General features: G+C 36.9%; 13 protein-coding genes. 1 reads left to right on the top strand and 12 read right to left on the bottom strand.

What is annotated here, in order from left to right; all coding sequences use genetic code 11:
- Positions 1–17 precede the first annotated feature (17 nt).
- Positions 18–1,298: an O-antigen ligase family protein gene (locus ACY2RR_RS06675; RefSeq protein ID WP_490107363.1), complete on the top strand. Its 1,281-nt coding sequence runs from the start codon at positions 18–20 to the stop codon at positions 1,296–1,298.
- A gap of 374 nt (positions 1,299–1,672) precedes the next feature.
- Here ACY2RR_RS06675 and ACY2RR_RS06670 read toward each other — a convergent pair whose 3' ends face one another.
- The 12 genes from ACY2RR_RS06670 to ACY2RR_RS06615 form a co-directional block, all read right to left on the bottom strand.
- Entirely contained in the window at positions 1,673–3,769 is a 2,097-nt protein-coding gene (locus tag ACY2RR_RS06670) for a polysaccharide biosynthesis protein (RefSeq protein ID WP_490107362.1), read from the bottom strand.
- Between the two features lie 384 nt (positions 3,770–4,153).
- Entirely contained in the window at positions 4,154–5,545 is a 1,392-nt protein-coding gene (locus tag ACY2RR_RS06665; RefSeq protein WP_490107361.1) for a phosphohexomutase domain-containing protein, read from the bottom strand.
- Position 5,546: 1 nt separating this feature from the next.
- The gene (locus ACY2RR_RS06660) at positions 5,547–6,974 is read right to left on the bottom strand and encodes a mannose-1-phosphate guanylyltransferase/mannose-6-phosphate isomerase (RefSeq protein ID WP_490107360.1); all 1,428 of its coding nucleotides are present in this window, start codon (positions 6,972–6,974) and stop codon (positions 5,547–5,549) included.
- Between the two features lie 8 nt (positions 6,975–6,982).
- Complete coding sequence (gene fcl / locus ACY2RR_RS06655) at positions 6,983–7,957, bottom strand: GDP-L-fucose synthase (protein ID WP_490107359.1); 975 nt, start codon at positions 7,955–7,957, stop codon at positions 6,983–6,985.
- 89 nt (positions 7,958–8,046) lie between these two features.
- The gene (gene gmd / locus ACY2RR_RS06650) at positions 8,047–9,168 is read right to left on the bottom strand and encodes a GDP-mannose 4,6-dehydratase (protein ID WP_490107358.1); all 1,122 of its coding nucleotides are present in this window, start codon (positions 9,166–9,168) and stop codon (positions 8,047–8,049) included.
- 102 nt (positions 9,169–9,270) lie between these two features.
- The gene (locus tag ACY2RR_RS06645; protein ID WP_490107357.1) at positions 9,271–9,948 is read right to left on the bottom strand and encodes a class I SAM-dependent methyltransferase; all 678 of its coding nucleotides are present in this window, start codon (positions 9,946–9,948) and stop codon (positions 9,271–9,273) included.
- A gap of 444 nt (positions 9,949–10,392) precedes the next feature.
- Entirely contained in the window at positions 10,393–10,989 is a 597-nt protein-coding gene (locus ACY2RR_RS06640) for a sugar transferase (protein WP_490107356.1), read from the bottom strand.
- A complete protein-coding gene (locus ACY2RR_RS06635; RefSeq protein ID WP_490107355.1) occupies positions 10,982–12,148 on the bottom strand; it encodes a DegT/DnrJ/EryC1/StrS family aminotransferase in 1,167 nt (388 codons plus the stop codon). The genes ACY2RR_RS06640 and ACY2RR_RS06635 overlap by 8 nt, the downstream gene beginning before the upstream one ends.
- A 4-nt stretch (positions 12,149–12,152) precedes the next feature.
- On the bottom strand, positions 12,153–12,764 hold the full coding sequence (locus tag ACY2RR_RS06630; RefSeq protein WP_490107354.1) for a GNAT family N-acetyltransferase: 612 nt from the start codon (positions 12,762–12,764) through the stop codon (positions 12,153–12,155).
- A 119-nt stretch (positions 12,765–12,883) separates the two neighbouring features.
- On the bottom strand, positions 12,884–14,086 hold the full coding sequence (locus ACY2RR_RS06625; RefSeq protein ID WP_490107353.1) for a glycosyltransferase family 4 protein: 1,203 nt from the start codon (positions 14,084–14,086) through the stop codon (positions 12,884–12,886).
- A gap of 28 nt (positions 14,087–14,114) precedes the next feature.
- Positions 14,115–15,257, bottom strand: a complete 1,143-nt coding sequence (locus ACY2RR_RS06620) for a hypothetical protein (RefSeq protein WP_490107352.1) — start codon at positions 15,255–15,257, stop codon at positions 14,115–14,117.
- 4 nt (positions 15,258–15,261) lie between these two features.
- A complete protein-coding gene (locus ACY2RR_RS06615; RefSeq protein ID WP_490107351.1) occupies positions 15,262–16,554 on the bottom strand; it encodes an O-antigen polymerase in 1,293 nt (430 codons plus the stop codon).
- Positions 16,555–16,558 lie beyond the last annotated feature (4 nt).

Genomic DNA, 16,558 nt, shown 5'->3' with positions numbered 1-16,558 from the left:
TCCCAATCAATCTAAATATGCAAACACAGCTTTACATATCAAATAAACGTTATCTTCCCCCTTGGCTGGAAGGTGTGGATAGCTTCTTAAAAACTCGAATCCTCCCTCTTGGACTTTTTATCCAGTTGACTGGGTTGCTTTGGGTTGGCTCGAGTGGAGGCTACCTCACCCAAACCTATATTTGGTGCTTGTTTCCCGGACTTGTTTCTTTATGCATTGACCTGTATAGAAATGGACTACGTCATTCAATTCATTGTATGACTGGAGGTGAGAAGCTACTTGCTTTAATGCTTTTATGGATACAACTGCACCCCATAATCATCCAAAACATTGAGGTTATAGGCACAGTCTTTAACCGAACGATAAAGATTGCAGTCTATCTTTATGTGGTTCGCACCGTAGTACTGCACAATGAAAAGCCAGAAAAGCTACTGCTTTTATCCTCCAGCATTGCTGCACTTTTTGCGGCTTTTACGCTGATTTACCAGTTTGGCATAGTTGGCCATAGCATGGGGATTCGTGCTTTTGGTGCTTATAGCTACAGAGTAAGTGAGCTGGGTATCGGTGGTTTCGCGGCCGATCTAGCTAATCCAATACTAGCAGGGCTCTATTATGGAAGTTTTGCCTCAATCCTCTGTGGCTATTTAACTTGCAAACCTTTTTTCTGGAAAAAAAGAGTTATTGTAATATTTTCATTAGTTATTTTTTCAGTCTTCATTCTACTTACCGGATCTAGGGGGCCATTAATTGCACTTTTAACTATGGCATTTATAGCATTGCTACTATCACAATCACCTTGGAAAAAGTCTTTAATATTCAGCCTAAGTATCGTTATTTGTACGTTGTTAGGCATTTTTCACGAAAGCATTTTTAAGCAGCTCAGCCAAATATTAGAAAGTGGCCTAAATGGTAGAGTGGCTAATTGGGAAATGGCTGTTGATTACATTAAAGATCGTCCACTGGGACACGGAGCCTTTGCCGAATATATCGGAGCCAGATGGCACGGTACCACTTTAAACCACCCTCACAATATGCTCTTAAATGTTACTTACTACTGGGGAATTCCAGCAGGACTATTATTCATAGCTACATCCATGTGGGGGGTATGTGTAACATTTCGCTATAGAAAAAAAGTCGTCATGGCTATAGCAGGTTGCAGTCTTATATATGGCCAAATTGGGATGATAAGCGACACATATAGCTTTTTAATAAGACCCGATCTTCAATGGTTAATGCTTTTCTTTCCTATCGGCTTATGTGCCGCTTTTAAGAAAAAGCATGAGAATGTAGCTCTATGAACTATCAGGGGAAGAGGAAAAGGCACCCCTGGAAAAACAACCCTCCAAATAGAAAACGGAATATACTTGAAGCTATAATCTAAACCACTCACCACATACGCCGAAGACAACAGGTAAAAAGTTCTTCTTATAAGGAGTTTGGCCTTGCAGACATGGAAGGCCATCATACTAAACCTAAAGTGAGAAAATCACTCCAACAAAGAGGGTTGGCATTATGCACTCGCACATTGAGTGCCTCCCCAAGTAAGTCATAAATAGAGCACAACTACATACTGGGAGCGAAATTTCACTATCTTGATATAACGGGCAATAGGTAGAAAAAACCTCAAAAGAAAGATGAACTTAAATAGAAAAAACGCAAAAAACACCAAACCTTAGTAAATTGATTCAACAGGATTAAGGTTTTCGGTAGATAAATTCATCCAATCAACAATTTCGCCACTCCCCTTAAAACCACTCACTATATCTTTCAGCAATACATGAACACTTGAAAATTGCTTTTCTGAAGCAGCTGTGGATATCTTAAGTAGTAGAGGACGTAGCTCTTCCCAAGATATCATTCCTTCCATAGCCATACTGATTTTGGGATGACTGGTACCAGCTACGTTATCCCCTATCAGCAACTCCTCATATAATTTCTCTCCAGGCCGCAACCCTGTAAAAATAATTTCAATATCACCATCTGGATTACTGTCATCCTTAATAGTTAATCCTGAAAGACTAATCATTCGTTTTGCCAAGTTGACAATTTTAACTGGCTCACCCATATCAAGGACAAATACTTCTCCTCCCCTAGCCATAGCCCCAGCCTGTATAACCAACAAAGCAGCCTCAGGTATAGTCATGAAATAACGATTAATATCAGGATGCGTCACTGTTATTGGTCCACCTAAACGAATTTGTTCTCTGAACAGTGGAATAACTGATCCACTAGAACCAAGCACATTCCCAAAACGGACCATAGTAAAACAAGTATTTACAGTTACTGGTTCTGAATCATTTTTTCCAAATTTATCTGCATCATAGAAAGACATTTGTTTTTCATTTGCAGCAGCTTGCAATACCATTTCAGCCAAACGTTTTGTCGCCCCCATGACATTGGTTGGCCGTACAGCCTTATCTGTTGATATTAATACAAAGCGTTCAACATTCGTCAAAATGGCAGCCTGTGCAGCATAAAGAGTTCCAAACGTATTATTTCGAATACCTTCCTGTATATTATGCTCAACAATAGGTACATGTTTATAAGCAGCGGCATGATATACAGTTTTAATCGAAAACTGCCGCATAGTTTCAATCAATCTAACAGGATTGTTCACAGATCCAAGAACTGCAGCAACCTTTATTTCGTTATACTCATCATATCTACTTTGCATCTTGAGTATATCTTGTTCTACTTGATACAGGTTAAATTCGGAATGCTCGTAAAGAACTAAAAAACATGGTTTCAGTCTAAGAATTTGTCTACATAACTCAGACCCAATAGACCCACCTGCCCCAGTAACCATAACAACTTTGCCAGTAATGCACTGCTCTAAAAAATTCTCTCTTGGTGCAACTTCTTCCCGTCCTAGCACATCACCAATATCAACTTGTTGTATCTCCTGCATTCGCATCCTACCACTAGCAAGATCTGCCATCGCAGGAACTGTACGAATTGGGAGGCCAAATGATTCAAGGCTTTGAACAATCTCTCTTCGTCTCGAACGAGTTGAAGAAGGAATAGCTAAAAGTATTTCTTGAGCACCCGACTCTAGTTTCATCTGTTCAAAGTGTTTTGGACTATAAATACTTCTTCCTTGAATTGAACGTCCTGCGTTATCCCTTTTATCGTCAAGGAAGGCAACAGGCTGATATTCTATCCCTTTATCCAAAGCAGACATAAGTTGCACACCAGCCGATCCAGCTCCATAGATCGCCACTGGTATACCATGATCAGAGTGACCTTTCCCTTTCGGAAAGAATTCAGGAAAAATATCAGCTAGAGCATCTCCTAATAGCCATGCACGCATGATATATCTCGATATAGTCATGGATGGTAGCAGCAGCAACCAATAAATAAACGGTATTGAACGCGGAATAATATTTTGGCCTGATACAAATCCAGCAAGCATCAAACACAGAGTAGCATAAGAACATGACTTAATTATACTAATAATTGAATCTGTTCCCATATAACGTAAAACTGCACGGTAAAGCCCCATTCTAATTAAAAACGGAAGAGTAACAACTACAGCTATAAAGTATGTAGTGGGGTATTTTAAAAATGAGTCAGTAATATCTAAACGAATATAAAAAGCCAGCCATAAACAAATACCTATAGATGCCGTATCAAACAACAACCCTACAAGTCTTTTTTGTGAACGGGGAAGAGACAACAGTTTCGTCCGCATTAAAAAACCATCACTATTTATATAAGACATAACTTTTAATACAAAGGAAGACCAACAAAAACATTCCTTTATACTCACAAGACCTTGAAGCTCGCTTCATGCAAATATTGATTCAACCTTAAAAGAATCAAAGCACTTACTACAAACTTAAAACTCATAAAACGAACAATCAAAAAAATCAAGAAAAGGAAAACCCTGTTTTCACTCTCGAAAATTAATCAACCAACTCCAGTTGGACAATATAACAACCAAAAATCAATCCTTATAATAAAAACCACCCCACCCTGATTGCACTGAAAAACCTGACATCTACCAATTAATAAAATCGGTGAGAAGATGCCCTAGACAAGGTTATGATTTTATATACTGAATGATAATTATTAAATCACCGCAGCACACTTTATTTACTATTTTTTGTCAAATAAACTTATATTTTCAATAAATAAAGTGCGCATCGGCTTTTTAACAATCTGCACGAATAATATCAAGGAGTTCTGATGTCCTCTGTTCCATTAAGAAACGATCTGCCCGGCTTTCAACATTCAAACGAATAACCGGCTCAGTATTAGAAAGGCGAAGATTGAAGCGCCAATCTCCCATATCAAGTGAAATACCATCAGTATGATCAAGGTGCAAGGCATCACCCTGATAAGCATCTAAAACACGTTCAATAGCTTTCTGAGGATTTTTCAACTCACTATTGATTTCACCAGACGAAGGAAAAAGATCTATACGCTCAGCCACAAGTTCAGAAAGAAATTTATCCTTATGTGACATTAATTCTGCCACCAGTAACCATGGAATCATACCGGAATCACAATAAGAAAAATCTCGAAAATAATGATGTGCACTCATCTCTCCGCCATATACAGCATCTTCTTTTCTCATCCGCTCTTTTATAAATGCATGCCCTGTCTTGCAAAGAATGGGATTTCCACCTGCAGCAGTCACCTGATTAATAGTATTCCAGGTTAATCGGGGGTCATGTATTATTCTCGCTCCCGGTTCATGAGAAAGGAAAGCTTCACCTAGTAGACCTACAATATAATAGCCTTCAATAAACCTCCCCTTTTCATCAAAAAGAAAGCAACGATCAAAGTCTCCATCCCAAGCAATTCCCATATCGGCCTTGTGTTCAAGAACAGCTTTACCAGTCACTTCTCGGCACTCTGGTAAAAGTGGATTGGGAATGCCATAGGGGAAATTTCCATCTGGCTCATGATGAATTTTTATAAATTCAACAGGAACATCCAAGAGTGAAAATTTTTCTTCAATAGCATCTATTACATGCCCTGCAGTACCATTGCCAGCATTAACAACCAGCTTAAGAGGGTTTAGATTTTCGGGTTTAATATAACCAAGAATATGATTAACATACGGCATAACATTGCTTACCTTTTGATAAGCTCCGGTTTTATTTTTTTCTTCTTTAGGCTTTAAACTCCGAGAAATAAGGAGTTTATGGGACAAATCCTCAATTTCACGTAAACCTGTATCACCAGAGATAGGTTTACTTTCCTCTCGAACAAGCTTCATCCCATTATAATTCATAGGATTATGGCTAGCTGTTACCATAATACCGCCATCGGCTTTGAAGTAAGAAGTTGCAAAGTACACCTCCTCAGTACCACAAAGTCCAATATCAATTACATCAACACCATGACTACAAAGCCCATCAACTAATGCCATCTTTAATTCAGGAGTTGATAAACGAGCATCCCCTCCAACAACTATCGTTTTAGGTTTAAGGTATAAAGAACAGGCACACCCTATGGAAAAAGCTACTTCAGCATTTAGTTCATCAGGGAGACGACCACGAATATCATAAGCTTTAAAACAGGAAAGATTTTTCATATTAATTGCGCCCGTACGTATCTTGTAAACGGACAATATCATCTTCACCCAAATAGCTTCCGCTTTGTACTTCAATCAGTTCAAGGTCAAACTTGCCTGGATTTTCAAGACGATGTACATGTCCAATAGGTATATAAGTTGACTGATTTTCCGTCAGAAGAATTTCTTTATCTCCATTAACAACAAGAGCAGTTCCCTTAACAACTATCCAGTGCTCGGCTCGATGATAGTGCTTCTGAAGTGAGAGCTTAGCTCCTGGTTTTACGGTGATGTGCTTAACCTGAAAGCGATCTCCACTATCAATTGAGTCGTATGCCCCCCATGGGCGATAAACCTTACGGTGTACAGACACTTCCGGTCGTTCTTTTTCCTTTAGTTTCTCTACAATTTTTTTGACATCTTGCACTTTATCCTTATGGACAACCAAAATTGAGTCATCACTCTCGGTAATAACAAGATTTTCAACACCCACAGCTGCAATAAGTTTTTTTTCACTGCGCACATAAGTGTTATGGACATCATGTAATAGCACATCCCCCAAAAGCGAATTACCCATAATATCTTTTTCAGAAATGTCTGCAAGAGATGTCCACGACCCAACATCAGACCAACCAGCATCTAAGGGAACAACAACGGAATCCGTTGTTTTTTCCATAACAGCATAATCAATGGATTCATCTGGGCAAGACTTAAAAGCCTCTTCATTTAAACGTACAAAATCTAAATCTATACTCTGACCCTGCATAGCTTTTTCACAAGCTTTTAAGATATCAGGACGAAATGTTCTTAGCTCTTCTAGGTATCGGGAGGCCTTAAACAGAAACATTCCAGAATTCCAGTAATAGTCACCAGAAGCTAAATATTTCTTGGCAGTTTGAAAATCAGGCTTTTCTATAAATTGATCTACAGGGAACACCTGATTAGCATTCACCTTAGTACATCTATTAGCTTTAATATACCCATAACCGGTTTCGGGCTGAGTTGGTACAATTCCAAATGTAACAAGTTGGTCATCACGTGCGGCAGGCTTAGCGACATTAATAGCCTGATGAAAAGTTTTAACATCTTGTATAGCGTGATCTGCTGCTAAAACTAATAAAAGTACATCTCTATTTTTTGACTCGGCCTGAGCTCTTAATGCTGCAAGTGCGACGGCGGGTGCTGTATTTCTACCTACTGGCTCCAAGATAATAGAGGACGCTTCTCGTCCTATTTGGCGTAGTTGCTCTGCGACTAAAAAGCGGTGTTCTTCATTGGCTATAACAAGCGGAGGTGAAACAGAACCTAACCCTTCTAGACGTGAGACTGTGTTTTGCAACATAGTCTGGTTACCAACCAAAGATAAAAATTGCTTGGGATAAAGTGACCGCGATTGGGGCCATAAACGACTACCTGAGCCACCAGACATTATAACAGGAACTAAATTCATGATGATCCTCAGACAGAGCGTAGGTTAGCCGCATTTTCCAAAAACCACTGATAAGTCATTTCCAACCCACCAACTAAAGAGACTGACGCCTTCCAGCCCAAATGTTCAAGTCGAGAAACATCCATTAATTTACGAGGGGTTCCATCAGGTTTTGTTGAATCGAACACAATTTCTCCCTCAAAACCAACAACCTGTTTCATTGTCTGAGCTAACTCACAAATAGAGCAGTCTATACCTGTTCCTACATTTATATGTGACATCATAGGTTGCGTATTCGCCTCATAAGACGACCTCTCTAAATTCATAACATGAACACAGGCTGATGCCATATCATCAACATAAAGAAATTCTCTCATTGGAGTACCCGACCCCCAAACTACTACTTCCTTCTCACCCTTGCACTTAGCTTCATGAAAACGACGCATCATTGCTGGTATTACATGACTGTTTTCTGGATGGAAATTATCGTTTTCCCCGTACAAGTTAGTCGGCATAACCGAGCGATAATCTACTCCACTCTCCTTTCCATGCTGTCGATTGTAAGATTCGCACAGTTTAATTCCTGCAATTTTCGCTATCGCATAAGGCTCATTAGTTGATTCTAAATGCCCATTAAGAAGCTCCGACTCTGCCATAGGTTGATTTGCACCTCTAGGATAAATGCAACTTGAACCAAGGAACAATAGCCGCTTTACTCCAGCCGTATAAGCCTGATGAATGATGTTGCATTCAATCATCAAATTTTCATAAATAAATTCTGCTGGATAACTGTGGTTAGCATGTATTCCTCCCACCTTCGCCGCAGCCAAATATACCTGATCAATTTTTTCAGATCTAAAGAAGTCAGCAACGGCATTCTGATTAGTAAGGTCCAGGCTTTCTCGATCTCGAGTAATAAGTCTGATACTAGGCTCGGCATCTAGCTGACGAACTATCGCAGATCCGACCATTCCACGATGACCCGCCACAAAAACTTTTTTCATACAAACCTTAAAAATTCATTGCTACCAATGATAGAGAAAAACTCCATCGAAACACTCTTACTTCCTACTGCTAGCACAAATTTACAAGACTACTCTCGAGAAACCTTCACATCATAGCCATGCTTTTTTAACAGCGCATGTTGTTTAGCCTTAGCTAAATCGAACTCAACCATCTCTGAAACCATTTCTTCTAACGTAATGACAGGTTCCCAACCAAGTTTATTTTTTGCTTTTGTAGGATCTCCCAACAAAGTTTCTACTTCAGCGGGACGAAAATATCGAGGATCAACTGCAATTATTAATTGCCCTACACTCAAAGCAGGCGCGCTATCACCAGCTATTTTCTCTACATAGGCAGACTCATTTATACCTGAACCTTCCCACCGCAGTTGAATACCTAAAGCCTTTGCTGTTAAATCAACAAATTGTCGCACAGAATACTGTTCACCGGTGGCTATAACAAAATCCTCGGGCTTATCCTGTTGCAGCATTAACCACTGCATTTCCACATAGTCACGAGCATGCCCCCAATCTCTTAACGCATCCATGTTACCGAGAAATAGGCATTGATCTATACCTTGAGCAATATTACTAAGACCTCTAGTGATCTTGCGTGTAACAAATGTTTCACCACGACGTGGGGATTCATGGTTGAACAGAATGCCATTACAAGCGTACATACCATAGGATTCTCGATAATTAACAGTTATCCAGTAAGCATACATTTTTGCTACTGCATATGGAGAACGGGGGTAAAATGGAGTTGTTTCTTTTTGCGGAGTTTCCTGTACCAAGCCATACAATTCAGAGGTAGAAGCCTGATAGAAGCGTGTCTTTCCCTCAAGCCCTAGAAAACGAATAGCTTCTAAGAGGCGAAGTGTTCCTAATGCATCTACATCAGCTGTGTATTCTGGAGATTCAAAAGATACTGCAACATGGGATTGCGCTGCTAAATTATAAACCTCATCAGGTTGTACTTCACTGAGAATACGAGTCAGGTTTGAGCTATCACTTAAGTCACCATAGTGTAGTTTAAAGTGCTGATTTTGAGTGTGTGGATCTTCATAGATATGATCGACACGCTCTGTATTAAAGGATGAAGCTCGACGTTTAATACCGTGAACCTCGTATCCTTTATTTAACAAAAATTCAGCAAGGTAAGAACCATCTTGACCAGTCACACCAGTAATAAGGGCAATTTTATTTGACATAATTTAATTCGTGAACAAGTAAACAAAAACATCCGATGACAAATTAAATATAATAACTCTCTGACCGAGAGTACATTCATTGCCATCATTCGGAATAATTAATTATATTCTTCTACCAATTACAGCTAATTGCTTTCCTCTGTCCCATGCGTACGGGACTGAAAACTCAACTGTACACCATTCAAACTCAGCACCATCTATTAAATCAATAATCATATCCTCATTTATCGTCTGCACATGCTCACCTAATGGATTTCCAGGAGAGATTAATTCTCCATCGGTATGCCTCTCATTACATGGTGCTTGGAAGATAACGTATTTCTTGGACGATTTAACTATATTATTTAAAAATGGTTTAAGTTCTTTTATATGTTCAATTACATTAGAACAATACACTAAATCATACTTTTCACTCGGTTCTTTAACTAGAACTGTAGCTATTGATGAGTACTCTTGTTCAGCTTTTCTTCTAGCTTGCTCTGAAAAGTCCCAAAGAAACACCTTCGATTCTGGCATATGCATTTTTAGAATAGGTGCACTATCCCCTGTGCCACAACCAAAATCAAGAACGCTATCTAATTCTCCTACTTTAACACCTTTTTCTGCTAGCCTCATAAAGAGTCCACTTGCAAATAAAAGTGTTTGGACGCGCCCTCCAGAGGAAACCCAATCTCGACTAAATCGCCCTTCCCAGTATTTCTGGCTGTTAACTGAGTATAGCTTTTCGTTGATTTTATTTAGAATGGTGTTCTTATTTATCGTATAACGGCCAATTTTCATAGTTAAAACCTACTAATTAATTCCTTTGTTGAGTAAAGCCTATACTCCTAAGCATTAAGAGTCTTATATTGTATTACGACCCTAATGATCTTAAAAATAGATTCATTAAAAACTCAAATACCGTGCAAGAGCAAAACCATTGCAGGTTCAGTGGGACAGCTTCATTCTTTTCCTGATCAAATTCTAGGTGTAAGTTAGTAAAAGCCTGTATTCAAGAGTCACTGTTATGGCAGCGGTAACGTATCAATTGAAGCAAAAGTTAGAAACTTACAACCTGAAACACCAGCTCAAAGAAATAATTCCAACATTGGTTAACCACAAAAAACAAAAATTGAACTTTAGCACTAGTCCAACCATAGATTAATCAAATAACATACAGAATCAATTAATTTTGTTTCAAACCCAAAAAGTCACCAATAAAAACCCTCAAAAGCTACAAACAGATTAAAAGTTTTTTAAGATTTTAAAGATTGTTTCAACAATTATCTTAACATCCAAAAAAATATTATTATTATCTACATAGTCAATATAATAACTTTGTTTTTGTGGCAATATTACATCTACATATGCTTTTTTAGGATTTTCAAATCCTGAGAGGATTTCGTTTTCATTAACCATTTCAATTGACGCTCTATCAGTAATACCAGGTTTAACTGAAAGAACTTTTCTTCTAATATGTTCTGGATAACAGTCTATAAACTCCTGTACTTCTGGACGTGGCCCAACCAAGCTCATACGTCCTAAAAGAACATCTATTAGTTGAGGTAATTCATCAATTTTGGCCTTCCTGAGTATAAACCCAATTTTAGTTATTCGAGCATCACGCCCCACTGTCAGCCGACTTGATTTTTCTGCATCAACAGTCATTGTTCTAAATTTATGAATTCTGAACGGAACTCCATACTGTCCAACCCTAACTTGCCTAAAAAACACAGGCCCAGGCGAATCAAATCGAATCAATAAAGAAACAAGTAAAAAAATCGGGCTAAGAACAGCCAAACCAATCATTGAAATAATAAAGTCAAAAGCACGTTTAGCCAATTTTGAGAACCTTATTAATACTAGAAACCACCAATTCTAGATCAGAATCTTTCATCCTTGTATATAAAGGAATGGAAACTTCATTTTGATAAATATTTTGAGCAATATGAAAATCTTCACGTTGCAAATTATAAGTATCGCGCCAATAGGGTTGTAGATGTAAAGGGATAAAGTGAACAGAGCACCCTATACCGAGGTCTGACATCTGGTTTATGAAACAATCCCTAGAGACATTAGACTCTGGTAAGAGCTGTATTGGATACAAGTGCCATGCGTGTGTAGATTCACTAGAGGGTAAAGCAGGCAACTTTATTGGTAAGTTTTTCAAGGCCTCATTATAGAAGTCAGCCATTTTGGTACGCTTCTTTTGGAATCCAGAAAGTTTCTTCAGCTGGTGAATCCCAATAGAAGCAGCAATATCAGGCATATTATATTTATAGCCAGGTGCGACAACCTCATATGACCAAGATGGCTTTTTTGATGTATATCGATTGAATGCATCCCTACTGATACCATGTAGCCTCATGACTCTACAGCGAGAAGCTATGCTACTATCACGAGTAACAATCATACCTCCCTCTCCGGTAGTCATAGTTTTATTTGCATAAAAACTAAATACAGTTGCATCAGTTTCCAACGATCCAATCATTTTATGGTTGTACATCGTTGGTAGTGCATGAGCTGCATCTTCAATAATTTTTAGACCATACTTTTTGGCTAAAACAATTATTGGATCCATATCACAAGACAAACCTGCAAAGTGAACAGGAATAATTGCTTTCGTTTTTTTATTTATAACTTTTTCAATACTTTCAGCTGTGATATTAAATGTATCTGGGTCTACATCTATAAATATAGGAATAGCGCCTAAATAACGAATAACTTCTGCTGTAGCGGTAAATGTATAGGTGGGAATAATAACTTCATCACCAAAGCCAACGCCAACAGCTTCAAGTGCTAAGTGAAGCCCAGAAGTGGCAGAATTTACGGCTATCGTCTCAAGTTGCTCATCTTCAGAAATAAACCTTTGAAATAAATTTTCAAAGGTTTTAGTTTTAGGCCCAGTTGTTATCCACCCAGAACGAAGAGAATCAACAACTTCTCTGATCTCTTCTTCTCCAATATCAGGCAATGCAAATGGCAAAAAATTTCTTTCCATAAACTTAAAAACCTGCTAGAGACTTGACAAATCTTAACATAATCCTTCCTCCAGACTGAACAAATTCAGATTCAATTTCATATCCATGTTTTTTGTAAAATCGTATAACAGATTCATTTGATTTTTTATCTGTTGTCAAATAAACGTTTCTTATATTACTACGTTCAAGAATTTGAGACTCGTAGTCATTCAACAAAAAACCACCAACATTTTTTCCATAAAATTCTGGCAATACAGCAATACTACTTAGTAGTGCATATTTCTCTAAAGATGATACTTCGTCACCTTTGTAAAACATGGCATTATATAATTTTTTAAGTACTAGAGAGGGGTTTCTTATCAATGTTGGTATCGAAGCCAAAACAAAATAAAACCACTTCTCTTTTCGTAATCTGACAAAGAATCTATGAGGATCAATCGCACCAGCACAGAACCCAACAATAGCATTATCGATAGAAGCAACTCTTAAAACCCCTCCACCTCTTAATAAAAAGGAAGAATATAACAAACTCAAAAAGTTATCCCCTAATGATGTTAAGAAAAAACCTTTAAAAGCAGACTTGTGAACTTCAATGATGAGTGGAATATCTTCACTTCTAGCATCCCTAACGATCATATTTCAACTCTAATGTAATTCATCATGATATAGATATGTAGTACCAAATATTAAAAATATCGTTTTACACTTCAAAATTTAAAATACCAAAACTGCACTTTAGACCAAAGAGTAAATTATCAATCCAAAAGGGACTCATATATAATTTGAAAATTACTTGAGAAAGAGTTGTGCTCTAAAGCATAACGTCTTCCATTTAGCCCTATATTTTCTTTCTCTATGCCTGAGAGGGCCAATACATGGTTATAAAAAACCTGAAACTGATCTTTACTATCAACGACAAATCCAGCTTTTGATTCTTGTAATATTTTCGCAGGAATGCATTCTTTATTAGCGATAAGCTTAATTATTTTTCCTGCCAACATATATGAAATCATCTTCGATGGTAATGAGGAAGATTCCTGACCTTCTAATATCGGCAATGCGAGTACGTCAGCTGCTGAGAAAACTACAGCAGTACAATCAACAGGCCATGGTGAAAATATATGGACTTTATCCTTTATCTTTTGTTCATCAATGTAAGATGTAATGACATCAAGTTCATCCCCGCTTCCAGCAATAAGTAGATTTCCTGGGGAGCTGCTTTCATGCCATTTGCGAACATAACCATAAATACCAGACGCTACACCAATGTTCCCCCCATAGACTGTTAGAATCTCATTAGACAAATCTTGTCCTATCAGATCTGAAACCTTTTTCTTTGCCAAAACATTAGAAATAGGATTGAAGTCATCAATATCTAACCAATTATTAACGATAGAAATCTTACTTTTATCGACCTTTCTCGAATTAATATACTTATCTCTAAACTCTTCAGTAATTACTAAAATTTTAGAACAGCCTTTAGCATTAATTTTATCAAGAAACAACAATACTTTATAAACAACTCCTTTTTCCGATATAGCACCTTGAGTGGCTAGAGTTTCTGGGTATACATCTTGAACAGAGTTTATAACTCTAATTCCACGAAGTTTGCAGGCTAGCAATAGAAAACTAAGTGAAAAAATTGGCCAAACATTCGCATATACAACATCATATCTATTTCTTATTACATGAAAGAAAAGTGATAAGCCAAAACTCATGTTTTCTAAAAACTTACATATAAAGCTTTTATTACCAATTCTAGCAACAAAACATCTATGAACATTGTAACTTTCATTTTTAGACAAAACAAAACCCTCATCTACACTCCGTGAAGGTTTAGGGCATATTACTTCTACAGTATGGCCTTTTCTTTCACACTCTCTGGCAATGTCTCTACTGGTCCTTGAGCTAACAACTGCTTCTGGAGGAAAAACGCAAGTAGCTATTAAAATTTTCACGCAATTACCAAAATTATTAAATATTATATTATCGAAAAACCAAATTTTTACGTATTTTAATGAATGGAACCATAAATAAAATAGCACTTGAAACAGCCATTAAGTAGAACCATAGTGTTTTAGGTGAAAAAGCCACGATAATGAATACCATGGCGCATAGAGAAAACAAAATAAATATAAAATTTATTGTATTTGCATTTTTTGCCCAATCAAAATACCTAAGATCTAAAATAAGAGCTATGAAGATATAAAATAGAATTGCAACCAAATACTCAAACTTAAACACAAAGTCATCTATGAAATAATCACGAAAAACAAAATACCCACTTAATAGAATGCCCCACCCAAGAGCACACAGAAGCATTGTTATATATATCCTTACAAACTCTTTCTTTTGATTGCAGTGATAATGATAATTTCTGTAAACAACAACCATACATAGTTGCCATATTGCTTCACCAATAGCCACAGACAGAGCAATAAAATCGTTCCCCCCTCCTAGAATTGCACTCCATATCACAACTCCCCTCATTGCTAATACCAAAAACAAATTAGAGAATATTTTCTTATAGCAACTTCCAAGATATTGCTTTACATATTGAGCATTAATTTCATAGCTTGTGACAACAATATTCTTAGATAAGAGGGCTGTAGTAATATTTAAAAGTAGATAAATTGAGAAGAACGCTACCAATAGGTTATGACCATTAGCAATTTCAAAAAAATATACGGAGGTTACAAATAAAGGCCAAATTAAGTCACTGAGAATTTCGCTGTATTTGGGGTTTACTGCTCGTAAAATCCCCAGCAAAAAAAAAGTTGCACTAAAGGCACAAATACTTAAGGCAGTAGATGTGTACTTATTTTCAAAAACCAAATACAAAAAATAAGATAAAACAAACCCCAGAAAATATATTTGATAAATACTGAAAAACAATTTTATTTTATCATTATTAAGGCCCACCTCTATGGGTATTTGTTCCTCTGCCCCTAAAGCAACTACTCTTGCAGCAATCGCACCGATAGACAAAATATAAAAAAAGTTGAAAAATACCCCTTCAGGGAGTTGTTGAGATAAATATAGAAAAAAAATAGCCTTACTTAAAAGTGCCAATATTTTTAACAATATCCCATTACAATAACCTAAATTAATCAATGAAATATATTTCATACAATCAGCACTTCATAGCCTCTGGGTATTTTTCTTTTTTAAAACTAAAGCAGGCATAAATAAAACAAAGAATAGCCATGTTAAGTAAATACTGGAAAACTGGCATTTCACCTCGAACAAAGGGTATCATCTCTATTAGAAATATTGCTCCCCAATACTGAAAATACCTAAATCGGTATACTTGCTTTACCAGTGATGCGTAAAGAAATATAACTAAAATAGGTGCAATTAGAGCCCCTAAATAGGAAAACTGCCAATAACCTTCACCTATTACTGTAAATGTATATACCAGCGTACCCGATCCAATTTTTCTATCATACACTGCTTCAGTAAGTCGATTAGAGCTTGAAGTTATCGGCTTTGATGTCCAAATTTTCCTTGGGATAAAAGATAATGGTGAATATATGAACCAAGCTGCACCAAGATCATAATCAATATCCCCATTATCAATCTTCTTATACAGATCATAATTCCACTCATAATAGCCTAATTGTTTACTATTTTCTTTTTTATAAACTGTACTAAAGTTTTCTGCTATATCGCTTAAACCATTGATTTGACCATTCCTGAAAGTAGAAGCGAAAACTGAAAAAACTAAAACAAATACAATCCCTGAAACGAGAACAATCGGAAGTTGAATTCTCATATCCATAAATCTTTTTTGATTTAAAAATACAAGGCCAAACGCCATCAATGGCATCACTAGCGGCAATCGAGTATTGGCTGTGAACAAATAATATATCATTAAACAAAAAACCAAGCCTAATGAGAACAATATCTTATTTGACTCCATCAAACGACCAATAACAATGTAATAACAGATCTGAGGTAAAATCATTAGAAGCTCTATACCATGCCCTTCTAGAATCCCTTTTTCCAAATAAGCATCTAATCGCGATACTAAGAACACCTCTCTGATTCCACCCGCGCTAATAATAACACTGGCTATTTTCGAAGAAATAAACACTAAGTAGCTTAACGCAAGAAAATTCAGTATACGGTATGATTTGAAGGTGTTCAGATCTAAAGATGAAGCATTGTACTTTGGCATTTTGACCAAAAAGAAAGCCAAAATCCCACCAATATTCGCACATGTAAAAATGAGATTAAAACTTATTTCATCTTTATGTGAAACAACATCACTGTTACCTGATATGTATATTACATATATGTAAACCACCCAGAAAACAAGATGTGGAGATAGAGAGAGTTGCTTTGATCCAGTTTTGTATATACTTACAAAGCAGGCAATGACAGCCACGAGATAGTTTATGTCAAAAAGATTTAAATCATTCATTTAT

It is taken from the genome of Parendozoicomonas sp. 2304DJ65-17 (genome assembly GCF_058148445.1).
This window is presented reverse-complemented; position numbering and strand designations above follow the sequence as displayed.